The organism is Ancylobacter sp. Lp-2, assembly GCF_020523795.1.
Taxonomy (GTDB): Bacteria; Pseudomonadota; Alphaproteobacteria; order Rhizobiales; family Xanthobacteraceae; genus Ancylobacter.
Map to the genome: position 1 here is coordinate 1 of NZ_JAJALI010000016.1, position 24781 is coordinate 24781.

Genomic DNA, 24781 nt, shown 5'->3' on the forward strand with positions numbered 1-24781 from the left:
CGTCTTGCCATGGTCAACATGGCCGATCGTCCCAATGTTGCAGTGAGGCTTCGAACGGTTGAACTTCTCTTTGGCCATTGCTTGCTTCCCTCGGCGACAGTCACGGTCGCAAAAATCGGGGCGTGGGATAGGCGGTTTCCGGGCCTTTCGCAAGGCTCGCTTTCAACAGAGCACCCGTCGGCCGCACCGTCCCTCGCCACGCCGGACGTGAGAGGTGCGGCGTTAGCCGCCACCGATGACAGGTTGATGAATGAAGCGGAGCGGCGGAAGGATTGGAGCGGGTGAAGGGAATCGAACCCTCGTCATCAGCTTGGAAGGCTGTTGCTCTACCATTGAGCTACACCCGCGCTCGCATCCGTACGTGCTGGCTACGGGCGACGTGGTGGGGGAGGTAGGACTCGAACCTACGAAGGCATAGCCAGCGGATTTACAGTCCGCCCCCTTTGCCGCTCGGGACACTCCCCCTTGCACGTCGGTCGTGGCCGGAACGCCCGATGGGCGTGGTCTCCGGTCTTTCGACCCCGGTCTATCGACCATCGAACCGGTACGCTGCCGTGCCGGTCCGTGCGGCGCGCTTTATGGTGAGGTGGTCGCCCCCTGTCAACCCCGCCGGGAAGTGTTCACACCGTCTCGCATGTGGATGAAATTGCAATGCGCTGCGCGCCGTGACATGAACCGAAGCATGAGCGAACGGAACCGCCCACCCTTCAAAGGCCAGCCTTTCCACACCCGCGGCGCCCGGGGCCCCTCGGCGCGCGGCGAGCGCCCGGCCGGCCGCCCCTTCGGCGACTGGCCGGACGATGTCGCCATCCTGTATGGCTGGCACAGCGTCTCCGAGGCGCTGCGCAATCCGCGCCGGCGCATCCGCCGCCTGCTCGTCACCGAGAACGCGATGCGGCGGCTGACTGACGAGAAGGTGCCGCTGAAGCTGGAGCCGAAGCTGGTCCGCCCCGGCGAGATCGACCGGTTGCTGGAAGCGGACGCCGTGCATCAGGGCCTGTTCGTCGAGGCCGATCCCCTGCCCTCGCCCAGCCTGGCGGAAGTGGCGGAATCCGACCTCCTGCTGGTGCTCGACCAGATCACCGACCCGCACAATGTCGGCGCCATCGTACGCTCGGCGGCCGCGATGAAGGTCGGGGCCATCGTCACCACCGCCCGCCACAGCCCGGCGGCGACCGGCGTGCTGGCGAAGAGCGCCTCGGGCGGGCTGGAGCACGTGCCGTTCTGCTTCGTGCCCAATCTCGCCCGCGCGCTCGACGACCTCAAGCAGCGCGGCGTGCTGGTCGTCGGCCTCGACAGCGAGGGCGCGGACGACCTCGCCGACACCCCGCTTCGCGCGCCGTTGGCGCTGGTGCTGGGCGCGGAGGGCAAGGGGCTGCGGCAGCTCACCCGCCAGACCTGCGACGTGCTGGCGCGAATCGATCTGCCCGGCGCCATCGTCAGCCTCAACGTCTCGAACGCCGCGGCGCTGGCGCTGTACATGGCGCGGCGCGGCGTCTCCCGGCCCGCCGGAAAGTAGGACGGGCCCGGCCGCAAACGCACGGCCCCCGAACGGTCGCGTCGGTCGGACGCGGCCCCTCCCGCCGGCGGCGGGAAATCGATCCCGGAATCCACCCTCCCGAAAAATTCCGCATTGCATGAAGGTGGCCTGACGAAGGCCGCCTGAAACCCATGCGCCGGCGCCGTCCGCGGCTCCGCTCGAACGGCAATGCCCTCCCCCGTTTCGGCCATTCAACCGCCCCCTCGCGGCTCGGGAAGGACGGTTGCGGCTGTGATTATATCTAAGGTTGTATTTGTTGATATGGACAACCTAAGAGAGTCATGTTGGAGTATACCGGAGCAGCAGGATCGACCCCGCATATGCCTGCCGGGCAGCGATGAACCATGCCCGGACCCGGCACGAACACCGGATAGACAGCAAATGCATATGATATTTCATAGTATTTTATATTTTTATTGCCGGAAAATCTGAACACAAAGAATAAAATTATGAATTTTACTGCCAAATAAATGGCGAATTCAGATCGAGACGATGACAGACAATCACACTCACATAGATCAATTACTATTCATCAATCTCGATTCTCGACCTGACCGTCTTGAGAATATGCAGAAGATCCTCAGGCCTTGCCCTTGGCCCACCGAGCGTATCGCCGCCGTCTGCCTGCTCTCGATGGAGGAGGCAGAGGGTGAGACGGGACGGTCGCTGAGCGTGCTGAGCATCTGGAAATCGCACCGCAAGGCCCTCATGCGCGGGCTGGAGCGACTGAAGGACGGCAGCCTTGTCGTCCTGGAGGACGACGTCACCATCAACAGGAAGTTCTTCGGCGAGAAGCTCGCCCTTCCCGACAATCTGCCGGACGACTGGGAAATCATTCTGTTCAGCCCCCGTTACCGGAGGAAATACGCCGTCGGCGATGCCGAGTTCGGCAAGCCGAAATGGGACACGCAAACCTTTCGGAAAGGGACCACCTACATCCCTGACATCCGCAAGAACTACATATGCAATGGCGCGCATTGCTGCGTCTTCCGCGATGCCGCCACCATCCGGAAGATCATCGAGACGATGGATGCCCAAGCCGTGAAATACGATGTGGACAATTTCTTCGGCCACGCGTTCAGAACCTACGGGATCCATACCAACCAGGTTCAGGTCGGCGGCTTCGGATCGGATCACCAGGGCAAGCCGCTGCTGCCGTCCATCGACAAGCCCGATCGCGGCGGCGACCAGATCGCCCTCTGACCAACGCTCCACCGGCTCCCGGCGGTCACGGCCGGAGCCGAGGACAGACCACCGCTCTGGCTCCACCGCTCGAATTCCGCCGCCTTCCGTTCGCCGCCCTTCGCCGCGGCACCTTGGCCAATCGAGGCGCTCCGCCCTTCCGGATCGCGCCCCCCCGCCGCCTCCCTCGACCATCGCTGCGATACCGATACAGGCGCGACCGTTTGACCCGCCCCTGGCGTCACCACGGCCTCCCCATGCCTGTCGCGCGCCGCCATGCCCCCCTGCCGAAGGCGCGCCCGCACCGCGATTGCCGCCCCCGCCGCGCCCCGGGCGGGACAAGGACGCGCCCGCCTTCGCAGTGCACATAGGCGCGAAACGCGGCGAATGCTGCCTCCGCTGGGGAAGTCGCCCCGTCCACCCGCCTTTTCCGCGTGCGGTGCAAGATGATCTTCGTCTTCCGCAAACGCTCGCCAGCGTTACGACCAATTGCCAATCGTCAAGACCGGATGAATTCGTCAATCTTTTCCGAGATGCAGGCTGGATTCTAGTAATTCGGCACGCAAAGGAGCCGAGGTATCGTACTGCCACGTCAGATGGCGGACTGCCCCGGGAGGAAATCGGTCCGAGCGATGGGCGTTCCCGCAGAACCCCAAATCTCGACAGCACTTATCCGGCGCGCATGTGGCGCGCCACGCAGCATGGCACGCGCCCTCGTTCGCGAGGCGTCGGCGTGACGTATGCGGATAACGTCCTACATTGGGGAAGGGAAAGACCATGAGCGTCACCACCGCCGGTCCCGTCGTATCGACGGCACCGATGACGCGCGAGGAGAAGAAGGTCATCTTCGCCTCGTCGCTCGGCACTGTCTTCGAGTGGTATGATTTCTATCTGTACGGCTCGCTGTCGGCGATCATCGCCGCGCAATTCTTCTCCGGCGTCAATCCGACCGCCGCCTTCATCTTCGCGCTGATGGCCTTCGCCGCCGGCTTTGCCGTGCGCCCCTTCGGCGCGCTGGTGTTCGGCCGGCTCGGCGACCTCGTCGGCCGCAAATACACCTTCCTCATCACCATCCTCCTGATGGGCATGTCGACCTTCGTCGTCGGCATCCTGCCGTCCTATGCCTCCTGGGGCATGGCGGCGCCGGTCATCCTCATCATCCTCCGCCTGTTCCAGGGCCTGGCGCTCGGCGGCGAATATGGCGGCGCGGCGACCTATGTGGCCGAGCACGCCCCGCACGGCCGGCGCGGCTTCTACACCTCGTGGATCCAGACCACCGCGACGCTCGGCCTGTTCCTGTCGCTGCTGGTCATCCTCGGCACCCGCACCTGGTTCGGCGAGGCGGAATTCGCCTCCTGGGCGTGGCGCATTCCCTTCCTGGTGTCGATCATCCTGCTCGGCGTCTCCGTGTGGATCCGCCTGACGCTGAATGAATCCCCCGCCTTCAAGAAGATGAAGGAAGAGGGCAAGACCTCGAAGGCGCCGCTCACCGAGGCCTTCGGCAAGTGGGAGAACGCCAAGGTCGGCCTGATCGCGCTGCTCGGCGGCACCGCCGGCCAGGCGGTGGTCTGGTACACCGGCCAGTTCTACGCGCTGTTCTTCCTCACCCAGACGCTGAAGGTCGACGGCGCTACCGCCAACATCCTCATCGCCATCTCGCTGCTGATCGGCACGCCGTTCTTCGTCGTGTTCGGCTGGCTGTCGGACAAGATCGGCCGCAAGCCGATCATCCTCGGCGGCTGCCTCATCGCGGCGCTGACCTATTTCCCGCTCTTCGCCGCCATCACCCACTACGCCAACCCGGCGCTGGAGACCGCGCAGGCCACCTCGCCGGTGCGCGTCGTCGCCGATCCCAACGAGTGCTCGTTCCAGTTCAACCCGGTCGGCACCTCCAAGTTCGTGTCGTCCTGCGACATCGCCAAGTCGTTCCTGGCGCGCAACTCGGTGAACTACTCCAACGAGGCGGCCCCGGCCGGCACCATCGCCAGCATCCATGTCGGCGACAAGGTGCTCTCCTCCTTCAACGGCGTCGGCCTCGACGCGGCGGCGTTCAAGACCCAGTCGGACGCCTTCAACGCCGAGATGACGACCGCCATCCGCACCGCCGGCTATCCGGCCAAGGCAGACCCGGCGCAGATCAACACGCCGATGGTGGTGGCGCTGCTCACCATCCTCGTGCTGTTCGTCACCATGGTGTACGGCCCGATCGCCGCCTGGCTGGTGGAACTGTTCCCCACCCGCATCCGCTACACCGCGATGTCGCTGCCCTACCACATCGGCAATGGCTGGTTCGGCGGCTTCCTGCCCACCACGGCCTTCGCCATGGTGGCGGCCACCGGCGACATCTATTACGGCCTCTGGTACCCGATCGTGGTGGCGCTGGCGACGGTGGTCATCGGCCTGCTCTTCGCGCCGGAGACCAAGGATCGCGACATCGAGAACTGGCACTGAGCGAGGGCGGCGCCCGGCTCTCCGGGCGCCGCGCCTGCCGGGGTTCCACGGCCGGTACATTGCTCCGGTCGGCGCCCCCCGGCAGCCCTCCACGGACGGGCAACGTCCATCGCCCAAACCGGCTTCAGCCATTCGAACCTGAAGCGTCTTCCTGTCGGCGGGCGGCATCCGCCCGATCGACAGCACCTCCCGGCCCCCGACCCGCAACGGGGGCCGCCTCGTTCCCCCGACATGAAAACGGCCCCGCCGATATCCCGGCGGGGCCGTTTCATTTCGTCGGGCGAGAGCGACGGCTCAGAGCGCCGCCGTCACCACGATCTCGACCTTGTAGTCGGGGGTGGCGAGCGCCGCCTCGACGGTGGCGCGGGCCGGCGCGCCGCCGGGGGCGACCCAGGCGTCCCACGCCGCATTCATTTCGGCGAAGGTCGAGATGTCCGCGAGATAGATGGTGGCGGTCAAAAGCTTGGACTTGTCGGTGCCGGCAGCGGCGAGCAGCGTGTCGATCTGGGTGAGCACGCTCTTGGTCTGCTCGGTGACGCTGGGGCCCAGCGCGACCTGCCCGGCGAGATAGGCGACCGATCCATGGACCACGGCCTGGCTCATGCGGGTGCCCGGCTCGATTCTCTTGATGCTCATTGTCTCATGCTCGCTTGTGTGTCTCGGACGCCCGCTACGGGACGGGCACGCCTCACTAGAACATGTTGGCGCCGAGGTGAACGGTTTTCGCCGGCGGCGCGCCGGCGAGGCTCCGGTGCCTCACGAAAAAGGCCGCCAGGCATATCCACCCGGCGGCCTGATCTGTCCGTCCGCCCAGCCGCGAGGAAGCGCGGCGGGCCGGCACGGCCATGTTACGACAGCGTCACTGCAGCGGCTTCGGCATCGCCGTCACGGTGCCGATGGTGAAGATCTCGACGCGGCGGTTGATCGGGTCGGTCGGCTTGTTGGGCAGCTCCAGCGCTTCCTGGCCGAGGCCGACGGCGTCGAGGCGGGCCGGATCGACCTTGCCGAGATTGACCAGCGCTTCCTTGATGGCTTCGGCGCGCTTCTGGCTCAGCGCCAGGTTTGCGGCTCGGTTGCCGGTGGTGTCGGTGTTGCCGACGACGAGGAAGCGATAGTTCCACAGGATCGGATGGTGCATCGCATCGGCGATGGAGCCAAGCGCCGCATAGGATTGCGGGCGGATGACCGCCGAGTTGAGCGCGAACTGGATCTGCACGTCGATCTGCGCCAGCTTGGCGAGACGCTTGGCGATCTCCGACTGGTCGAGCGGCAGCGGCTGGTTGGCGGCGACGGCGCGCTGCGCCATGCCCTGCAGCACCTGCGCGGTGAGGCTCGGATCGAACTGCGTCACCTCGGACAGCTGCTTGGTGATTTCGGCGCTGCTCATCGGAGACTGCGCGCTCGCGCGGTCGACGAAACCGAACGAGGTGCCGAGCACGAGGCCGGCGGCGAGGGCGAGGCCGACGGCGCGGCGGGTGAAAGCGGTCATGATGGTGTGTTTCCCTTGAACCTTGCCGTCGGAATCAGTTCGCCCAGCCGGCGTTGGTCAGCCCCTGCCGGCACGCGCCCTTCACGACCTTGTAGGACGCGAGCAGGCAGTCGAGCAGGTTGGCGTCGCCGGGCTTCACGCCCTTGCAGAACTGGCGAGCGTCGTCCTGGCAGAGCCCGAAGGTGGCCTGCTGGGCGGCGAGGCGCGCCGTGGTGCCGGCCTCGGCCTGCTGGAGGGCGGCGAAGCACTGCTGCGGCACGTCCTTCTGGTTCTGCTGCAGACAGGAGGCGACCTTGCCGGTGCCGACGTCCTCGCGGGCGCAGAAGCGCTCGATGGAGGCGCCGCACTGCGCGGCGATGAGCGCGCCGGCATCGGCGAAGCTCATGGTCTGGGCCGACGCCCCGCCCGCCGAGGCGGCGAGCGTCAGCATCGCCAGCCCGAAGATGTGTCGCTTCATGGATATCCCCCCGATTGAGGCGGCGCGCCGTTCGACGACCCTGCCCTGCCCCGTTCCGATCGCCACGACCGGAATCCTCAGGGTGAAATGACTCGCAGAACCCTACGACACTTTCAATGCGTGAAATTGGTTGCATTGCCGCATCGTGCCGATGGCATCGGCCTGCGGCGGCGCCGCCGCCCTCCACCCGCTCGGCGGCGGATCGCGGCGCGCGCCGAGCGGCTTGACCGGCAGGCGGCGATCAGCCAAGAAGCCCTTACGGTGGCTTCCGGACGGTAGGTACAAAAGACGGCACACGACAATCGATTTGCAGTGTGCCAGAATGACGTTAAGTACCTGATACACGTTGGAATTTCGCTTTTTGGCCGGCTTAGCACAGCGGTAGTGCAGCGGTTTTGTAAACCGAAGGTCGGGGGTTCGATCCCCTCAGCCGGCACCAGTTCCTCTTGAGGCCTCCGTCGCGGCGGCGGCTGTCCACGGATGGCAGGCCTTGATCTCCGTCCTCTCCCCGCAGTCACGCAGACCCATGCCGGCGCGCCCCCCGGGCACCGCAGGATACCGTACCGTCCCGCGGCGGCGGCCCGGTCGATGCCTAGCGGCCACACTGGCCGCCCGGATCGGGCCGCCAGCGACCTAACCCGCTGAGATCGCCGTCGAATCAGCTATGATTTCGTAGAAACTCTGGGCGATGGCCCTTGGAGAGACTCGCGGGACGTTCGACATGCAATCCAAATGGCAGGCTCTCGCGTGCTATCTCGGCGTGGCGGCCTTGTGCGTGGCGTATCTCGTGGTGGTTCCCGGTGTCCGCCTGATCGATGTCTGCGCTGGTGCCGGGCTCGGCGCCGCGCTGATGTGGGCGTTGAACGAGTGGGAAGCCGGCCGCTGGAGGCTGTCGTCCGCCGCCGCCGTGGCGCGTACCCGCCCGGCTCCCGCCCGGCCGCGCACCGCCACCCTCGCGGCACCGCGGCCTCGTGCCGCGCCGCTGCCGGCGCCCGTCGACGATCCCTTCGTGATGGCGACCGCCGACACCGTCTGGGAGTTCGACGACGACGCCCGGGGGCGGGTGTCCGACCCGTCACCGGACCGGATGCCGGATTGGGACGCTACCGCCCTCGCTGCCAGCCTGGCGAAGCTGCACCGCGAACTCGTCGGCGAGCGCGGTCCCGCGCACGCCCATCCCCGTGCCATCTCCCTCGACTTGCCGCCCGGCGCCGAGTTCATCCCGGCGTCGCGGCCGGCCGCCCCCGCCGCACCGGTAAAGGAGGCGCGCGTCGCCCGGCTGGTGCTGGCCCGGCCGCCGGCGGTCCGCCCGGCCCGTCAGCCCGGCGATGGCGCCGAGCCGGCGCCGCAGCGGCCGGCGCCCCCGGCCTTCCTGCGTCCGAAGGCCCGCCGGCCGCGCTGAAGCGTCGGCGCGCCCGGCGTCGCGAACGGGTCACGTCTCGGCCGGCTCACTCGTCGGCGGAATAGCGCTCTTCCTTCCACGGGTCGGCGTGGTTGTGATAGCCGTTCTCCTCCCAGAAGCCGCGCCGGTCGGCAGGGCGGAACTCGATCTTCTGCAGCCACTTGGCGCTCTTCCAGAAATAGAGATGCGGCACCATCAGCCGCAGCGGCCCGCCATGCTCGCGGGTGAGCGGCTTGCCCTCCCAGCTGTGCACCAGCATGGCGTCGGGCGCCGCGAAATCCTCCAGCGCGAGGTTGGTGGTGTAGCCGTCATAGGAGTGCAGCAGCACGAAGCCCGCCTCCTCCTTCGGCATCACCAGGTCGAGCAGGTCGCGGGTGAGCAGCCCCTCCCAATTATTGTCGTAGCGCGACCAGGTGGTGACGCAGTGGATGTCGGTCACCTCGCGGCTCTGCTTCTGGGCGAGGAAGTCGCGCCAGCTCCACGATACCGGGTGCTCCACCGCGCCGGTCACGTCGAGCCGCCAATGGTCGAGCGGGATGTCCGGCTGCAGGCCGAGGTCGAGCACCGGCCAGTCGCGCACCAGATGCTGGCCGGGCGGCAGCCGCTCGGTCTCCGGCCGGGAGACGCGGCCGGTCAGGAACTTGCCGCTCTGCGCCCAGCCGCGCTTGCTGCGGGTCAGCTTGCTGTCGGCGGGCAACGCCGCGTCGTCCGGCATCGGGGCCGCGTGGTCGTCGGTCATCGGCACACTCCTTGGGAAGCGGCGGGGTGCGGGGCGTGGAGGGCATGCATGGAGGCGGGACGCCCCTGCGGCCACCATAGCATCGCCCTCGCTCGCGCCTCTCCGGTTTCGCACGCCGTTCCGCGCAAGGCAGTCATGAATGGCTGGCAGGCGAGAGCCGCCGCCGGCCCCGCGCGGACCGCAAACGAAAACGGCGGGCCGAAGCCCGCCGTCAGTCGTCTCACCTGCGCTTCGGCTGGCCTCAGTGCGGCCGGCGCTTGCGCTGGAGCATGTTGAGTCCCTCGACCGCCGCCGAGAACGCCATGGCGGTGTAGATGTAGCCCTTCGGCACATGCGCCCCGAAGCCTTCGGCGATCAGCGTGGTGCCGATGAGCAGCAGGAAGCCCAGCGCCAGCATCACGATGGTCGGGTTGCGATTGATGAAGTTCGCCAGCGGACCGGCGGCGAACAGCATGGTCAGCACCGCCACGATGACCGCGATCACCATGATCGGGATGTGGTCGGTCATGCCCACCGCGGTGATGATGCTGTCGATCGAGAACACCAGGTCGAGGATCAGGATCTGCACGATGGCGGCGGTGAAGGTGATGTCCACCAGCTTGCCGGCGCCGGGCGCCTCTTCGTCATGCGGCTCCATGCTGTGGTGGATTTCCTTGGTCGCCTTCCACACCAGGAACAGGCCGCCGCCTATGAGGATCAGGTCGCGCCACGAGAAGGCATGATCGACGATCGTGAAGATCGGCGTGGTCAGCTGCACGATGAACGCCACCGTGCTGAGCAGGCCGAGCCGCATGATCAGCGCGAGGCCGATGCCGATGCGCCGCGCGCGGGGACGGATATCCTCGGGCAGCTTGTTGGTGAGGATGGAGATGAACAGCAGATTGTCGATGCCGAGCACCACTTCCATGGCGATCAGCGTCACGAGCGCCGCCCAGGCCGCCGGATCGGCGGCCAGTTGCATCAGATAATCCATCGGTCACTCCTCCCCAGCCAACGCAGCGATGGCGCGCATCAACGCGCGGCAACCGTAATCGGATGCAGCTTGCGACGGTAAAATTATCATAGGGATGACACAGCCTTTCACACCGGCATGACGTCGGAAATCGATCCGACATCACGCGAACGCCGGCAAGGCTCGCGTCAGAGGGGCCCGGATCATCGGGTGAGCGCAATCTAATGCGTCGCCCCGCTCCCGCCAGCGCCACGACGCATGACAGATTGTCGCACCCCTCGCGGCCGGCGGCCGCCCCCTGCACAGCCGTGCAGTTACCTTGAACGAATGCGACATATCGACAGTTTCGATGCGACGTTCGCTTTCCGCTGTCCACCGCGCATGTCATCGTTCGTTCATCGCCCGGCACTAGAGCGAGCGCCACTTGCCCGCTGGGCATTGGGAGGACCAGATGACCCGCTTTTCCCGCCGTGACCTCATGAAGGCCAGCGCCTTCGTCCTCGCCGCCCCGGTTGTGCTGCGCGCCCATGACGCGCTCGCCACCTCCGGCGCGGTCGACGTGTACGCCTGGGGTGACTATTTCGACAAAAACACCGTTCTGGCCGACTTCACCAACGCCACCGGCATCAAGGTGAACCTGTCGACCTATGGCTCGAACGAAGAGGCCGAGAACAAGCTGCGCGCCGCCGGCGGCAAGGGCTTCGACCTGTTGTTCCCCTCGGTCGACACCGGCCCGAACTACTACAAGGACAACCTGCTTCAGCCGATCGACGAGGCGAAGTTCAAGGTCGATCAGGTGATCCCCTCGATCTACCGCAACTCGCTCACCCTCGGCGCCGCCCATCGCGGCAAGCGCTTCCTGGTGCCGTTCGACTGGGGCACCGAGGGCGTGACCTGGGATTCGACCAAGTTCGACAAGAAGTCGGGCCAGATCTCCTATGGCGACATGTGGCTCGCCGATCACCCCAAGCAGACCGCCATCCGCCAGAAGTCGGTGTTCAACGGCGTCGCCCTGTATCTCGACGCCAACGGCACCCTGCCGTCGAATCGCGGCCTCGACATGTACAAGTCGGAAGCCGATGCCCGCCGCGTCTTCGACGGCGTGCTGAAGTTCATCGTCGCGCATCGCGGCAATGTCGGTGCGTTCTGGAACAACGCCACCGAGGCGACCGCCGCCTTCACCGATGCCGGCTGCACCATCGGCCAGACCTGGGACACCACCGGCATCCTGCTCCACCAGAAGACCGACAAGAAGTGGAGCTACGGCATGCCGAAGGAAGGCGGCCTCGCCTGGACCGACACGCTGGCCATCCCCGCCGGCGCCGCCAATGTCGATCAGGCCTATGCGCTGGCGAACTTCCTCTACCAGCCGGAGATCGGCGCCAAGTTCTCCAACACCACCGGCTACAACAGCTGCGCCAAGGGCGCCGACGCCTTCCTCTCCGAGGAAGCCCGCGCGGCCTTCCAGGCGGCCTATCCGGCCGGCACCATCGACAACCTGTTCTGGTGGCCGATGCAGACCGACTTCTACGCCAAGCTGCGCGGCGAGTATGTCGAGAAGCTGACCAACGCCTGAGCGGCTGCGGCCTGACTGAGCGTTCCCGGCGCGCGAGCCCTCTCCGCGCCGGAACGCGGCGACAGGGCCGTCTTCGCCTTGCCGCCTTGCGTCCCCGGGCTGGTCCCGGGGACCGTCTTTTCGGCTTCCGGGCAATCTCGTAACGTCACCGCACCGGAAGATGTACGGCGGGCTCCGCTCCGGCCGCCGCTCCCCTCCCTCCTTTGCGGAACGCCCCATGCGCGGCAAGGACGTACGTCTCGATCAGGTCTCCATCCGCTTCGGCGACGCCGTCGCCGTGCAGCCGCTGAACCTCACCATCGAGGCCGGCGAGTTCTTCTCCATCCTCGGCCCGTCCGGCTGCGGCAAGACCACCATCCTGCGCACCGTTTCCGGCTTCATCGAGCCGACCATCGGCCGGGTGCTGATCGGCGGCGAGGACATGGCCGGCAAGGGGCCGAACGAGCGTCCCACCGCGCTCATCTTCCAGAACCTCGCTCTGTTCCCGCTGATGAGCGTCGCCGAGAACGTCGCCTTCGGGCTGGAAGCGCGCGGCGTGTCGAAGGCCGAGCGGCTGAAGCGCGCCGAGGAACTTCTCTCGCTGGTGGCGCTCACCGGCTATGGCGACAAGAAGCCGTCCGACCTCTCCGGCGGCCAGCGCCAGCGCGTCGCCATCGCCCGCGCCCTTGCGGTGGAGCCCTCGGTGCTGCTGCTCGACGAGCCGCTCTCGGCGCTCGACCTCAAGTTGCGCCAGCACATGCGCGCCGAACTGCGCGCCATCCAGAAGCGGGTCGGCATCACCTTCATCTACATCACCCACGACCAGGGCGAGGCGCTCGCCATGTCCGACCGCGTGGCGGTGATGAGCCGCGGCCGGCTGGAGCAGGTCGCCGCGCCGGACACGCTCTATGCCGAGCCGGCGACGCCCTTCGTCGCTACCTTCGTCGGCGAGCAGAACGTGATCCGCGGCACGCTGCGGCGGATCTCCAACGGCGCCGCCAGCGTCGACACGCCGTTCGGCCCCATCGAGGGCCGCGAGGTCGGCACCCCCGCCATCGGCGCCCCGGTGCTGGTGATGGTGCGGCCGGAGCGGGTGACGCTCGGCGCCGACCGCGACAACCGCATCCCGGTGACGCTGAAGGCCCGCCATCTCGAAGGCCCGTCGGTCAATCTCGAATGCGTCGCCGACGGCCAGACCCTGACCGTCACCCTCGCCAACGGCCCGGCGATGCGCGACCTGCCCAACGATCTGGTGCTGGGTTTCGGGCGCGACGACGCGCTGGTCTATGCTGAGGGAGCGCTCGCCAATGGCTAGCCTGTTCCGCGCCTATGGACGCGGCCTCGGAGCGCTGCTCATCGCCATCGCCACGCTGTGGATCCTCGCCCTCATCCTGGTGCCGCTCGGCGCCATGATCGAGCAGTCGCTGTGGTGGAAGGACTCCAAGGGCGAAATCACCCTGCAGATCGACCGCCTGTATAACGACATGGCGACGCTGCAGCTTGACGCTTCCGGCGAGAGCGACGCCGCCAAGAAAGCCGGCTTCGAGGCGCAGATCGCGCAGAAGCAGGCCGAGGCCACCGCGCTTGAGGCGCAGGAAACCAACCCGCCCAAGACCTACGGCCTCGCCAATTTCACGCGCATGAGCGGGCTGCATTTCTACATATTCATCCGCACCATCATCTACGCGCTGATGGTCACCGCCCTCGCCCTCGTGGTGTGCTACCCGATGGCCTATGCGGTGGCGCTGGCGAGCGGGCCGCGCAAGGCGATCGTGCTCACCGTGGCGCTGATCGTGCCCTACGCCATCAACGAATTGCTGCGCGTCTATGCCTGGCTGATGATCCTCGACTATCGCGGCGTCATCAACGGCATCCTCGGCTGGCTCGGCCTGGTCGATCTCGACAATCGCGGCTGGATTCCGTTCCTCGAGAACCCCTCCGCAGTCTTCCTGGCGATGATCTACACCTATGTGCTCTTCATGGTGTTCCCGATGGTGAACACGCTGGAGACGCTGGACCGCAACCAGATCGAGGCCGCACGCGACCTCGGCGCCTCCTCCTTCCGCATCCACCGCCGGGTGATCATCCCGCATGCCAAGCCGGGCATCGCGGTGGGCTGCATCATGACCTTCATGCTGTCGGCCGGCTCCTATTCGGTACCGGCGATCATGACGCGCGGGCAAGGCGGCGACTGGTTCTCGCAGCTGGTCTACCGGCAGTTCTTCGAGAGCAACAACTGGAACATGGGCTCGGCCTATGCCGTGTCGCTGCTGGTGGTGTGCACCGCCTTCATCCTGATCATGATGCGCCTGTTCGGCGTCGGCCTCCGGGATATCGCGAAATGAGCACCGCCAATGACAGCGCCGGCGCCCGGCTCATCCTCAACATCTATATCGGCCTGTTCTGCCTCTACCTGTTCCTGCCGCTGGCGGTGATGTCGGCGGCGGCGTTCAATTCCTACGATTACCCGTCCGTCACCCAGTGGCGCGGCTTCACCCTGCAATGGTTCGTGGCGCTCGCCCATGACGGGCGCCTCATCCAGGGCCTGATCAACTCGGTGGCGGTGGCGCTCGGCGTCATCGCGGTGTCGATCCCGGCGGGGCTCGCCGGCGCGCTCATCCTCACCCGGCTCGGCCAGCGCTCCGGCACCGTGCTCTATTCGGTGCTGGTGTCACCGGTGCTGACGCCGGGCATCATCCTCGGCATTTCCAGCCTGATCTTCTGGCGCGAATTCGGGGTGCCCGGCGGGCTGTTCGTGGCGGTGATGGCGCAGTCGAGCTTCATCGCCTCCTACGCCATGCTCTTGTTCCTCGCCCGGCTGCAACGGCAGGACCGCACGCTGGAGGAGGCGGCGCTCGACCTCGGCGCCAGCCACATGCTGGTGTTCCGCCGAATCACCCTGCCCTTCCTGGCGCCGACCGCCTTCACCGCCGCCGTCGTCGCCTTCCTGCAGTCCTTCGAGAACTACAACACCACGGTGTTTGCCATCGGCGGCGAATGGACTCTGGTGACGGAGATCGCCTCACGGTTGCGTTTCGGCCTGTCACCGGTGATCAATGTGGTGGGCGTGATCTTCGTGGCTCTGACACTTGTGGCGGCAACGACCTATGTTCTTCTCTCCAGCCGCAAGAAGGCGCGCTGACGTCATCCTGCTCGTCGCCGGTCTCGCCATGGCCCCGGCGCTCGCCGCCCGGCCGGCGGCGGCCGGCAGCAATGTCATCGGCCTCTCGGTGGCGAGCGAACGGGCGCCTGGCGATCTGTCCGCCACCAAGTCGACCGACACCCAGCTCAGCTACACCCACACCTTCGACAACAATGTCAGCCTTGGCGGCTCGGCGAAATATTACGACACCGCCCACACCAGCGCCTATGCGTGGAACGTCGAGGGCACGGTCGGCTACACCCACTCGCTGAACGAGATCTGGTCGGTGGCCGGCGTCGCCGCGCTGGGCAGCCACATGCCGAGCAACGCCACCGACTTTCCCTATTACAGCTTCACCGGCTCGCTGAACGTGAAGCTGTCCTCGGTCGTCACCTGGACGGTGATCGCCGCGCGCTACCGCAACGCCTTCGACACCGCCTACGCCTATGAGACGCCCGAGCTGTCCACCCAGTTCGACTTCCGCCTCAGCGACGCTCATTCGGTGTCGGTCAAGCTGGAGCGCGACTGGAAGAATGGCGACGTCTCCTACGACGCCATCGAGCTCGGCTATAAGTACCACTTCTGAGCCCCTCACCCGAACGTGATACCCGTCGCCGTGACGCTCGCGGAGCGAAGCCCTAGCTTCGGCGCCCCGCGTCGCCGCCCGGTTCGCCCCGGCCACGCCGGCCATCGCACAGCCCGAAGGAGCCCGCCATGCCGCCCCTCTCCCGCCGCGACGCCCTGCTCGCCTCCGCCACGCTTCCCGCCGCCACCGCCCTTGGAGGGCTCGCCATGACCGGCCTCGCTGCCACTCCCGCCGAGGCGCAGACGCCGACCGGCCAGCAGGTGCCGAGCATCTACCGCTACAAGGTCGGCGACATCGAGGTCACCGCGGTCAGCGACGGCGCCCGCGTCGCCCCGCTGCAGGACGGCTTCGTGCGCAACGCCTCGCGCGAGCAGATCAATTCCGTGCTGGAGAAGGCCTTCCTGCCGAAGGACCAGCTGATGAACCAGTTCAACCCGCTGCTCATCAACACTGGCGGCAAGCTGGCGCTGATCGACACCGGCAACGGCCCGCAGTCCGGCAACGCCCCGGTCGGCAAGCTGTTTGCCAACCTCGCCTGGGCGGGGGTGAAGCCGTCCGACATCTCCACCGTGATCATCTCGCATTTCCACGGCGACCATATCAACGGCCTGCGCGCCGCCGATGGCGCCCTCGCCTTCCCGAATGCGGAGATCCTGGTCCCCGAGGCCGAGTGGAAGTTCTGGACCGACGAGGGTGAGGCCAGCCGCGCGCCGGAGGGCCGCAAGCCGGCCTTCGCCAATGTCGCCAAGGTGTTCAAGGATATCGACAGCCGGGTGAAGCCCTATGGCTGGGACAAGGAGATCGTGCCGGGCATCACCTCGGTGGAGGCGATCGGCCACACGCCGGGTCACACCGCCTTCGTCGTCGCCTCCGGCAATGGCAAGCTGTTCGTGCAGTCCGACACCACCAACAACCCGACCCTGTTCGCGCAGAATCCCGAATGGGAAGTCACGTACGACATGGATCCGGCCAAGGCGATCGCCACCCGCAAGCGCATCTGGGACATGCTGGCCGCCGAGCGCATGCAGGTCGCCGGCTATCACTTCATGTTCCCGGCCGTCGGCTTCGCCGAGAAGACCGATACCGGCTACCGGCTGGTGCCGGCAGTGTGGAACCCGGTGCTCTGAACCGACAAGGCGGGGCGTCGCATCCGGCGCCCCGCCGGCCTTTCCCTCACCGAGGGCAGTGGCGTCCCGCCGGAGGCGATGCCGGCGCCATTGGCATCCGCGCCCGGCTTGTCTATGTGTCGGCTCCCCTTCCTTCGCCGTGCCGAGGACGCCGATGACCGAACCGACCGCCGAACCGACCGCCCTGCCCGACCGCCTCTCCAGCGACCCGTCGAGCCCGTTCTATAACGAGGAGCTGCTGTCGCGCGGCATCGGCATCCGCTTCAAGGGCGTCGAGAAGACCAATGTCGAGGAATACTGCGTCAGCGAGGGCTGGGTGCGGGTCTCCGTCGGCAAGGCCAAGGACCGCGCCGGCAACCCGATGACGGTGAAGCTCAAGGGCCCCGTCGAGCCCTATCTGCGCGAGCCGTCGGCCGAGGGCTGAACGCCGGCGCGCGCTCCGCCGCCGCCCTTCGCCAGCATTTCCACGCCCGGCATCTCGCTACCCGGCATCTCCCCACTCGGCATCTCCCTCTGCGCGAGCCCGCCCGGCATTGTCGCGACGCGCCGGCTCCGCCTATCCTGTCGCGGGCAAGGCAGGGAGAGTGCGATGCCGGATCGGATCGTTGAGATTCGCCAGATGATGCCGGCCACCGGCTGGTTCTTCGATGCCCCGCCCGGCGCCCGGCCGCGTGAGGATTATGAGCCGGTCGCCGCCTTCCTACTGGTGGCGACCACCGACGACGACGCGCCGACGCTCGGCACCGATCTCAGCATCATCCCGCTGCGCGCCTTCGACCTCTCCGGCCTCAACGGCCTGATCGGCCGCTACATCGGCGAGCTGGATACCGAGATCACCTACGAAACCCAGCTGATGACGCTCGACGACTGAAGCACCCGGCGCGCCCTAGAGCGTTTTCGAGCGAAGTGGAGCCCGGTTCGCGTGAAGAAAACGCGCCCGAACAAGATCCTAGAGTACATCCGGTGAACCGGAGTTCCCGGACGTACTCTAGCCGTCGGTCTCCATCTCGATCCAGTCGAGATAGTCCTGGTCGCCGCCGACCACCTTCAGCACCAGCACGCCCGGCGTCTCATAGGGATGGCGGGCGCGCACCGCCTGCGTCACCGCCTCGGCGAGGCCGGCACGGGTCTTGAGCACCATCACCACCTCCTCGGCCCGCTCGATCTCGCCGTGCCAGCGATAGATCGAGACGATGCGCGGCAGGATGTTCACCGCGGCGGCCAACCCGTCGGCCACGATGGCCCGCCCGGCCGCCTCGGCCTCGACGAGACCGGGCCATGTCGTATAGACCATCACCGTGCCGATCAGCGGCTCCATCCTGTCATTCCTGCGTATCGGGGCGTCCCGAATGAACGAAGCCGCCCGCCCAGCCCCTTCTTCCGCAGCGGACGCTCCCGACGCGGCAGCTTATGGCCGAATCGCCTTTGTCGCGAGCGACGCGGCGGATGCGGTGCGTGCGCGCGCCGAGTTGACGGCGCTCTACGGCCATGTCGATCCCGAGGCCTCCGACATCGTGGTCGCCCTCGGCGGCGACGGCTTCATGCTGCAGACGCTGCACCGCTTCCGCGACACCGGCATCCCGATCTACGGCATGAACCGCGGTTCCGTCGGCTTCCTGATGAACGGCTTCAAGCTGGAGAACCTGCCGGAGCGCATCGCCGCCGCCCAGCGCGTGGTCATCCATCCGCTGCTGATGGAGGCCATCGACGTCAACGGCCGCACCCACCGCGCCCCGGCGATCAACGAGGTGTCGCTGATCCGCCAGTCCTACCAGGCCTCGAAGCTGCGCATCTCCATCGACGGCACGGTGCGGATGGAGGAGCTGGTCTGCGACGGCGTGCTGGTCGCCACCCCGGCCGGCTCCACCGCCTACAACCTGTCCGCCCAGGGGCCGATCCTGCCGATCGGCACGCCACTCCTGGCGCTGACCCCGATCTCCGCCTTCCGCCCGCGGCGCTGGCGCGGCGCGCTGGTGCCGGACCGCGCCCGCATCGACATCGCCGTGCTGGAAGCCGACAAGCGCCCGGTCAACGCCACCGCCGACCACTATCAGGTGCTGAACGTGGTGGCGGTGCGCGCCAAGCTCGACGTCGCCTCGACGCTGACCATGCTGGTCGACCGCGATCACTCGATCGAGGAACGCATCCTGCGCGAGCAGTTCGAGGTCTGAGGCCGGCTGGAGTACGTCCGGTGAACTCCGGTTCACCGGACGTATTCTAGGGTCTTGTTCGGGCGCGTTTTCTTCACGCGAACCGGACTTCACTTCGCTCGAAAGCGCTCTAGGCCGCCAGCGTCGCCCCGAACTCGTCCGCCGGTTCCTCGCGGCTCCACCGCTCCAGCAGCGCCACCACCGGATTGCGGGCGGCGCTGTCGCCGAGCCGGGCATATTGGTACAGCGCCTCCTCGAGGATGCGACGCGGCAGGCCTGCGTCGATGTCCTCCTCGTCGAGATAGGCCTCCTTCTGCAGGAGGTGCAGCGTGCTGCGAAACGCCGTGAACGCGCCGTAAGGCAGGTCGATGCGCTCATAGAGGATGCGGAAGGCGTCGCCCGAACGGTCGGCGGACAGCGCCGCCACCCGGTCGATCGGCAGGCCGGACAGCAGCGCCGCCATTTCGAGGAACAGCCGGATGCGTCCGGCGAGCAGCGCCTTCAGCGCCGCGGCCGGTGTCAGTTCGCCCCGCTCCCGCAACTGGCCGGCCAATGCCCGCATGTCCGGCGCCGCGCGGCCGATCTGGGCGACGCCCGGCCGCTGGTCCGCGTCTGCGCCCGCCTCGTCCCCCGTCTCGCCGGCACCGCGCCGGCCGCGCTCCACCACGAACACCGACAGCGCATTGGCCACCGCGCGGATCAATGCCTGATGCACGCCCGCCGGCAGGTCGCGGCGGGCGAGCAGTTGCTCGCGCAGCGCCGGCGCCTGGCCGTGGCGGGCGACGATGCGGCCGAGCGAGAAGCCGGGCAGGTCGATGCCGGGATTGGTGAGCAGCGCGAGGCAGGCCTCCTCGCCGGCCACCTCGGCGAGCGCGGCGGCAACCGGGGCGGAGAGGGTCTGCCGCGTGGCGATGGCGGCGAAGCGGGCCTCGTCGGCGGTCTCGATGAATTCGATCAGCTCGCAATCGTTGAGCACCGGCGAGCGGGCGAGCACCCTTTGTCCCGGCTCGCCGTCGAGCTCGGCGAGCCGCAAGACGAGATCGGGGGGAAGCCGGGTGTGGCGGCACAGCGCCTCGGCGAGCGCCAGCCGCGCCGGCGGATAGGGATCCTGCGCCAGCACCGGCAGCGCCGCCTCGAAGCCGAGCGGCTCCACCCCGCCCAGTTCACCGTTCGCATAGGCGGCGGCGAGCATGCCGAGGCCGCGAGCGCGCTCAGCGTCCGACACCGTCTTCGCCCAGAGGAGATACCGATGCACGATCATGCCCGCCTCCTTCCGCCTGCCGAAGGAAGATGGAAGCACGTCGGCATTAAGAATTCGTTGACCAAGAAAGTCAGGCGGACATTAACCCTGTCGGGCGACGGACGCGGTCGTACGGCCCGGCCTTCCGCCGCCGAAAACCCCGGCCGCCGGCCGCCTCAGGCCCCGAGCCCGCTTAGACTCCGAGCCCGCTCAGGCCCCGAGCCCCTTGGGAGCCGGAGCCGTCAATCGCCCGAACCCTCGGGCGCCGCTGCCTGCTCGCCGACCAGCACGTCCACCCGCGTATCGGCGCCGGATTCGACGTTGAAGGTCTTGGTGAAGGTCTTGCCGTCATAGCGCACCAGCGCGGTGTACTCGCCTTCCGCCAGCACGAAGTTCGGCGTCGGGACCGACGCATCCTTGATCGAGTCGCCGCCCGGCGTCAGCACCGACCACTGGGTGCCCGAGAGCGGCGCCCCGCCGGCCTGGGCCACCAGCCGCAGCGTGATCTCGGCGGCGCGATGATGCAGCGTGGCGTCGGTCACCTTGCCGGGCTGCACCACGATGTCGGCCTGCAGCACCGCATTGCCCTCGCCATAGGTGGAGACGACGTAATAATCGCCGGCCGGCAGCACCACGAGGCTGCCGGGCTCCGCCCCGCGATAGAACGGCCGGCTGGCAGCACGCCCCTGCAGGAAGCTGCCCTCGAAAATGTCGTAGCTGACCTTGGAGGCCGGGATCAGCTTGTCGCCGACATCGCTCTGCAGCTTGATGCCGCCGGCGGGAATGGTGATCTGCTCGCGTCGGGAATCCTCGCCGACCACGATGCGGCGGGCGACGCTGGCGAGGCCGTAGGAGACGTGCACCACATAGCCGCCCGGCGAGAGGAAGAACACCGGCGCCGGATCGGCCGCCTCGGCGACCAGCGGATAGGCGCCGGACGCCTCCGGCCGGTCGTCGAACACCCGCCACACCAGCCCGCGCGGGATCTGCGGCAGGCTGGAGCCGAAACGCGCGCTCATGCCGATCGCCGCCTTGCCGGCCGGCGGCTGCGGCAGAATGGTATGCGGATCGGCGGACCCGGCCGTCGCGGCGTTGCCGGCGGGGGCGGCCGCCTTGGCCGCCGGAGCCGGGGCCTGCGGCGCGAGGCGGCGCGGCGCGCCGACGCTCGGCGCCTGCGTGCCGACGAAGGGCATGGCCTGCGCCAGCGAGCCGGAAGAGGAGATCGACGCATCGCCGCCGCCGACGGCCCCGTCGCTGCCGGCCATCGCCGCGAAGGCGGAGGGCGAGGCGAGGCACAGCGCCATCAACGCCGCGACACGGCGCGAGGCGGCGCGGCGCCGGGCGGAACGGGGGTGGCGAGCGAAGCAGGAGGTGAACGCGGACATGGCATCTTGGTGCCCGCGAACGTAGGCAAATTCAAGTCCGCTGCGTACCGTCGGCATGGGCGCGCGGGGGGCGCTCCCGCGCTCGCGGTAAACTGAAAAGCCCTGACGCTGCGTCGCGCTTGGCCCCGCCTCCCGCTACGTGCTAGGCGCAGGGGCGACAGGGGAATGCCAATGATGCCCGACACCACGACCGACGCCCTGCGGCTGCTCAAGCTGCGCAAGAGCCCGAAGATCTTCGACATCGCCGCCCCCGGCCCGAACGTGGCCGAGCTCGACGAGATGCTCACCATCGCCTCGCGGGTGCCCGATCACGGCAAGCTGGCACCGTGGCGTTTCGTCGTGTTCGAGGGCGAGGCGCGCGACCGGGCCGGCGCGGTGATCGCCGAGGTGTTTCAGAAGGACGTTCCCGAGGCCGACGCCGACCGGGTGAACATCGAGCGCAGCCGCCTCTCCCGCGCGCCGCTGGTGGTGGCCGTGGTGTCGAAGGCCGCCCCGCATGTGAAGATCCCGGAATGGGAGCAGCTGATGTCCGGCGCCGCCGCCTGCACGCTGCTGGTGCTGGCCGCCAACGCGCTCGGCTATGTCGCGACCTGGCTCACCGAATGGTACGCCTATGACGCCCGCGTGCGCGCCGCCTTCGGCCTGTCGGCGGACGAGCGCATCGTCGGCTTCGTGCATATCGGCACGCTGGCGCGCCCGCAGGAAGACCGCCCGCGCCCAGCGCTCGCCGACATCGTCACCCGCTTCTGAGGGCCCGCGATGTTCTACGCGCCGGACGACCGCGACCGTACCCTGCTGCCGCACAACCCGCTGAAGGCCATCGTCGCCCCGCGCCCGATCGGCTGGATCTCCAGCCTGTCGCCGGCGGGCGTCGCCAATCTCGCCCCCTACTCCTTCTTCAACCTGGTGAGCGAGAGCCCGGACATCGTGATGTTCTCCTCCACCGGGGTGAAGGACACGGTGCGCAACATCCTCGACACCGGCGAGTTCGTCTGCAACCTCGCCAGCCGCGAGTTGCTCGCGCAGGTGAACCTCACCTCGGCGGCACTGCCGCGCGAGGAGAGCGAGTTCGACCTCGCCGGGCTGGAGACCGCGCCCTCGCGCCTCGTCAAGCCGCCGCGCGTCGCCGCCGCCCCCTGCGCGCTCGAATGCGCGCTGGTGGAGGTGCGCGAGCTGGCCGGGCGTTCAGGCGCCCCGACCGGCCACTGGCTGGTGTTCGGCGAGATCGTCGGCATCCACATCGACGAGGCCTTCGTCGAGGGCGGCGTCCTGCGCATCGAGAAGCTCAATTCCCTCGCCCGCTGCGGCTATTTCGACTATGCCGCCGTCGAGGAAATCCATACGCTGCCGCGACCTGGCGGCCAGTCGTTCACGAGTGCCTGAACGCCGGCGCCAGCCGGTCACGTCCACCTGAAGTCGTGAATATTTATAGCAAACGATTCGTTAATATGAATCTCGCAACGTGTCTTGGATAGGCCGCTGCGATTCGGGATTCTACGGGGAACGAAGCGTCGGCCATCCAGGCGCTTTGTGCGGGAGACAAGCGGACCATGCCGGCCATCGATCGTCGCGTTCTACTCTCCGGCCTTTCCATGGCCGGCCTTTCCCTGGCCCTCGCCGGGTGCAAGAGCACCCAGACGAGCCTGCCGGAGCTGAGCCTGATGCCGACCCAGCCGGCCTCGACGCCGCTGGCCTTCGCGCCTGCCAATTACGGCCCGGTGCAGGACAAGTTCCAGGTCGCCGCCTTCGACACCTCGAACATGAACCCGACCTATCTGCGCCGACAGGTCCCCTATGACGGCAAGCAGCCGCCCGGCACCATCATCGTCGATCCGAAGCAGCATTTCCTCTATCTGGTGCAGCCCGGCGGCACGGCGATCCGCTACGGCGTCGGCGTCGGCAAGCAGGGCTTCGGCTGGTCGGGCACCGCCACCATCAATTCCAAGCAGGAATGGCCGGACTGGTATCCGCCGCAGGAAATGATCGCCCGCCGCCCCGACATCAAGCCGCAGCTCACCAAGCTGCAGAGCGGCGTCGGCGTGCCCGGCGGCCTGTCGAACCCGCTCGGCGCCCGCGCGATGTATCTGTGGCAGGACAACAAGGACACGCTGTACCGCATCCACGGCACGCTGGAGCCGAACACCATCGGCACCAACGTCTCCTCCGGCTGCATCCGCATGATCAACCAGGACGCCATCGACCTCTACAGCCGCGTGCCGGTTGGCACCAAGGTGGTGGTGCTCGGGTCCGGCGCCCAGGCCTGAAAACAGACCTGAGATAAGCTCGCGAAGCCAGTGCCGGCCGAGCCGCCGGCACCTCCGCGAACCGCATTCCGGCATCCCCTGCCGATCCCCTGATCCCCGGGCCTCGCCCGGGGATTTGCGTTGGTGCCGACACGGCGGCGAAGGCATCGCCCCAACCATACCGCACTGCGGCGAATTCAGGGTTGCCGCCCGCCGGCCCCAATGCGACTTTGGCCTTTGCGAATCCGTCGCCACCGGGGGGAAGGCGCGCCATGGCCGGCCGGATCATCACCATCGCCCAGCAGAAGGGCGGCTCGGGCAAGACCACCCTCGCCGCGCATCTGGCGGTAGCTCTGGCGCTCGACAGCGTGCGCGTCGCCCTGCTCGACTGCGACCCGCAGGGCAGCCTCGGCGAATGGTTCGAGGCGCGCGAGGCGACGCTGGGCGAGGACGGCACCGGCCTCGATTTCCGCACCGCCTCCGGCTGGGGCGCGCGTCGCGAGGCCCGCAGCCTCGCCCGCGACTATGATTACGTCGTCATCGACACGCCGCCGAAATCCGACATCGAATCCCGCCCGGCCATCGAGGCCGCCAGCCTGGTCGCCGTGCCGGTGCAGCCGACCCCGGTCGATCTGTGGGCGACGCAGGCGACGCTGGAGATGATCGCCAAGGAGGGCACGCCCTCGCTGCTGGTCATCAACCGCGCGCTGCCCCGCGTCGCACTGACGCAGGAGATCGGCGAGGCCCTCCTGGCGCTCGGCCATCCGGCGGCGCAGACCCGGCTCGGCAACCGCGTCGCCTTCGCCGCCTCCATGGGCGAGGGTCTCACCATCCAGGAGACCGCGCCCGGCTCCAAGGGCGCGCTGGAGGTCGCGGCGCTGGCCGCCGAGATCCACCGCATCATCGGCGCATGACCCATCGTCGTACCGCAACCTCCCGCCCGATACCGTGAAAATGCCCGCCGGCGGTTGACGTAGGCCGCTCCAGCCGGCAATCAGAAATGTGCGCGACCGCGGCAAGCTTCTGTTCACGCTATTCCTTTAGCTTGCCGGGAAATGGAGCTAGGCCCCCGCACGGGCCGCACGGTGGTCCTCGCAGGGATCTGCGGGGACAGCACGACGGGTAGCGAGGGTGGCGTTGC

27 protein-coding genes and 3 tRNA genes are annotated in these 24781 nt (G+C 67.8%); 19 read left to right on the plus strand and 11 right to left on the minus strand.

Annotated elements, in window-relative coordinates; genetic code table 11:
• The coding region (locus LGR54_RS24155) for a hypothetical protein (RefSeq protein WP_230364596.1) at positions 1-285 on the plus strand (285 nt) is incomplete at its 5' end.
• On the opposite strand, the gene LGR54_RS24160 is transcribed toward LGR54_RS24155, so the two are convergent.
• Together LGR54_RS24160 and LGR54_RS24165 are read right to left on the minus strand one after the other, a co-directional pair.
• Positions 274-347: transfer RNA gene (locus LGR54_RS24160), tRNA-Gly, on the minus strand. The two genes, LGR54_RS24155 and LGR54_RS24160, sit on opposite strands and share 12 nt — an antisense overlap.
• Positions 348-380: 33 nt before the next feature.
• Positions 381-465, minus strand: a tRNA-Tyr gene (locus LGR54_RS24165).
• A gap of 217 nt (positions 466-682) precedes the next feature.
• On the opposite strand from LGR54_RS24165, the gene rlmB reads away from it, so the two are divergent.
• The 3 genes from rlmB (at position 683) to LGR54_RS24180 (ending at position 5173) form a co-directional block, all read left to right on the plus strand.
• Positions 683-1519, plus strand: coding sequence for a 23S rRNA (guanosine(2251)-2'-O)-methyltransferase RlmB (gene rlmB / locus LGR54_RS24170; protein WP_230364517.1), 837 nt, complete (start codon positions 683-685; stop codon positions 1517-1519).
• 588 nt (positions 1520-2107) lie between these two features.
• Complete coding sequence (locus LGR54_RS24175) at positions 2108-2743, plus strand: hypothetical protein (protein ID WP_230364518.1); 636 nt, start codon at positions 2108-2110, stop codon at positions 2741-2743.
• A gap of 756 nt (positions 2744-3499) precedes the next feature.
• Positions 3500-5173: an MFS transporter gene (locus tag LGR54_RS24180; protein ID WP_230364519.1), complete on the plus strand. Its 1674-nt coding sequence runs from the start codon at positions 3500-3502 to the stop codon at positions 5171-5173.
• Positions 5174-5467: 294 nt separating this feature from the next.
• Here LGR54_RS24180 and LGR54_RS24185 read toward each other — a convergent pair whose 3' ends face one another.
• The 4 genes from LGR54_RS24185 to LGR54_RS24200 form a co-directional block, all read right to left on the minus strand.
• Positions 5468-5809 carry a RidA family protein gene (locus tag LGR54_RS24185; protein ID WP_230364520.1) on the minus strand — a complete coding sequence of 114 codons (342 nt, stop codon included), beginning with the start codon at positions 5807-5809 and terminating at the stop codon, positions 5468-5470.
• A gap of 223 nt (positions 5810-6032) precedes the next feature.
• Positions 6033-6662 (minus strand): OmpA family protein, encoded by a 630-nt coding sequence (locus LGR54_RS24190; RefSeq protein WP_230364521.1) that lies wholly within the window; start codon positions 6660-6662, stop codon positions 6033-6035.
• 34 nt (positions 6663-6696) lie between these two features.
• Positions 6697-7119, minus strand: coding sequence for a cysteine rich repeat-containing protein (locus tag LGR54_RS24195; RefSeq protein ID WP_230364522.1), 423 nt, complete (start codon positions 7117-7119; stop codon positions 6697-6699).
• A 102-nt stretch (positions 7120-7221) separates the two neighbouring features.
• Positions 7222-7464: a hypothetical protein gene (locus tag LGR54_RS24200; RefSeq protein ID WP_230364523.1), complete on the minus strand. Its 243-nt coding sequence runs from the start codon at positions 7462-7464 to the stop codon at positions 7222-7224.
• A 19-nt stretch (positions 7465-7483) separates the two neighbouring features.
• Between LGR54_RS24200 and LGR54_RS24205 the strand changes: the two genes are divergently transcribed.
• Positions 7484-7558 (plus strand) — tRNA-Thr (locus LGR54_RS24205).
• A 282-nt stretch (positions 7559-7840) separates the two neighbouring features.
• Complete coding sequence (locus tag LGR54_RS24210; protein WP_230364524.1) at positions 7841-8521, plus strand: hypothetical protein; 681 nt, start codon at positions 7841-7843, stop codon at positions 8519-8521.
• A 46-nt stretch (positions 8522-8567) separates the two neighbouring features.
• Here the strand turns inward: LGR54_RS24210 and LGR54_RS24215 are convergent, their stop codons facing one another.
• Positions 8568-9236: a sulfite oxidase-like oxidoreductase gene (locus tag LGR54_RS24215; protein ID WP_230364590.1), complete on the minus strand. Its 669-nt coding sequence runs from the start codon at positions 9234-9236 to the stop codon at positions 8568-8570.
• Positions 9237-9501: 265 nt separating this feature from the next.
• The gene (locus tag LGR54_RS24220; protein ID WP_230364525.1) at positions 9502-10233 is read right to left on the minus strand and encodes a TerC family protein; all 732 of its coding nucleotides are present in this window, start codon (positions 10231-10233) and stop codon (positions 9502-9504) included.
• A 430-nt stretch (positions 10234-10663) separates the two neighbouring features.
• Between LGR54_RS24220 and LGR54_RS24225 the strand changes: the two genes are divergently transcribed.
• From LGR54_RS24225 to LGR54_RS24260, 8 genes are all read left to right on the plus strand, one after another.
• Positions 10664-11788 (plus strand): extracellular solute-binding protein, encoded by a 1125-nt coding sequence (locus LGR54_RS24225; RefSeq protein WP_230364526.1) that lies wholly within the window; start codon positions 10664-10666, stop codon positions 11786-11788.
• A gap of 217 nt (positions 11789-12005) precedes the next feature.
• On the plus strand, positions 12006-13082 hold the full coding sequence (locus LGR54_RS24230; RefSeq protein ID WP_230364527.1) for an ABC transporter ATP-binding protein: 1077 nt from the start codon (positions 12006-12008) through the stop codon (positions 13080-13082).
• The gene (locus LGR54_RS24235) at positions 13075-14112 is read left to right on the plus strand and encodes an ABC transporter permease (protein ID WP_230364528.1); all 1038 of its coding nucleotides are present in this window, start codon (positions 13075-13077) and stop codon (positions 14110-14112) included. The genes LGR54_RS24230 and LGR54_RS24235 overlap by 8 nt, the downstream gene beginning before the upstream one ends.
• On the plus strand, positions 14109-14909 hold the full coding sequence (locus LGR54_RS24240) for an ABC transporter permease (RefSeq protein ID WP_214010256.1): 801 nt from the start codon (positions 14109-14111) through the stop codon (positions 14907-14909). The genes LGR54_RS24235 and LGR54_RS24240 overlap by 4 nt, the downstream gene beginning before the upstream one ends.
• Positions 14875-15495, plus strand: a complete 621-nt coding sequence (locus LGR54_RS24245; RefSeq protein ID WP_230364529.1) for a hypothetical protein — start codon at positions 14875-14877, stop codon at positions 15493-15495. The genes LGR54_RS24240 and LGR54_RS24245 overlap by 35 nt, the downstream gene beginning before the upstream one ends.
• A gap of 128 nt (positions 15496-15623) precedes the next feature.
• Entirely contained in the window at positions 15624-16622 is a 999-nt protein-coding gene (locus LGR54_RS24250; RefSeq protein ID WP_230364530.1) for an MBL fold metallo-hydrolase, read from the plus strand.
• Positions 16623-16776: 154 nt separating this feature from the next.
• Entirely contained in the window at positions 16777-17046 is a 270-nt protein-coding gene (locus LGR54_RS24255; RefSeq protein WP_230364531.1) for a DUF3297 family protein, read from the plus strand.
• Positions 17047-17211: 165 nt separating this feature from the next.
• The gene (locus LGR54_RS24260) at positions 17212-17493 is read left to right on the plus strand and encodes a hypothetical protein (protein ID WP_230364532.1); all 282 of its coding nucleotides are present in this window, start codon (positions 17212-17214) and stop codon (positions 17491-17493) included.
• 117 nt (positions 17494-17610) lie between these two features.
• Here LGR54_RS24260 and cutA read toward each other — a convergent pair whose 3' ends face one another.
• A complete protein-coding gene (gene cutA, locus LGR54_RS24265) occupies positions 17611-17940 on the minus strand; it encodes a divalent-cation tolerance protein CutA (RefSeq protein WP_230364533.1) in 330 nt (109 codons plus the stop codon).
• A 31-nt stretch (positions 17941-17971) separates the two neighbouring features.
• On the opposite strand from cutA, the gene LGR54_RS24270 reads away from it, so the two are divergent.
• On the plus strand, positions 17972-18793 hold the full coding sequence (locus LGR54_RS24270) for an NAD kinase (RefSeq protein WP_230364534.1): 822 nt from the start codon (positions 17972-17974) through the stop codon (positions 18791-18793).
• A gap of 109 nt (positions 18794-18902) precedes the next feature.
• Here the strand turns inward: LGR54_RS24270 and LGR54_RS24275 are convergent, their stop codons facing one another.
• Together LGR54_RS24275 and LGR54_RS24280 are read right to left on the minus strand one after the other, a co-directional pair.
• Positions 18903-20033: a DUF2336 domain-containing protein gene (locus LGR54_RS24275; RefSeq protein WP_230364535.1), complete on the minus strand. Its 1131-nt coding sequence runs from the start codon at positions 20031-20033 to the stop codon at positions 18903-18905.
• A gap of 221 nt (positions 20034-20254) precedes the next feature.
• On the minus strand, positions 20255-21397 hold the full coding sequence (locus LGR54_RS24280) for a hypothetical protein (RefSeq protein ID WP_230364536.1): 1143 nt from the start codon (positions 21395-21397) through the stop codon (positions 20255-20257).
• 171 nt (positions 21398-21568) lie between these two features.
• Here LGR54_RS24280 and LGR54_RS24285 point away from each other — a divergent pair, with 171 nt between their 5' ends.
• The 4 genes from LGR54_RS24285 to parA all read left to right on the plus strand — a co-directional run bounded on the left by LGR54_RS24285 (position 21569) and on the right by parA (position 24554).
• On the plus strand, positions 21569-22147 hold the full coding sequence (locus LGR54_RS24285; protein WP_370638273.1) for a nitroreductase: 579 nt from the start codon (positions 21569-21571) through the stop codon (positions 22145-22147).
• Positions 22148-22156: 9 nt separating this feature from the next.
• On the plus strand, positions 22157-22780 hold the full coding sequence (locus LGR54_RS24290; RefSeq protein WP_230364538.1) for a flavin reductase family protein: 624 nt from the start codon (positions 22157-22159) through the stop codon (positions 22778-22780).
• A gap of 167 nt (positions 22781-22947) precedes the next feature.
• Positions 22948-23661: a L,D-transpeptidase gene (locus LGR54_RS24295; RefSeq protein ID WP_230364539.1), complete on the plus strand. Its 714-nt coding sequence runs from the start codon at positions 22948-22950 to the stop codon at positions 23659-23661.
• Positions 23662-23912: 251 nt separating this feature from the next.
• Entirely contained in the window at positions 23913-24554 is a 642-nt protein-coding gene (gene parA / locus LGR54_RS24300) for a ParA family partition ATPase (RefSeq protein WP_230364540.1), read from the plus strand.
• The last annotated feature ends 227 nt before the right edge of the window (positions 24555-24781 follow it).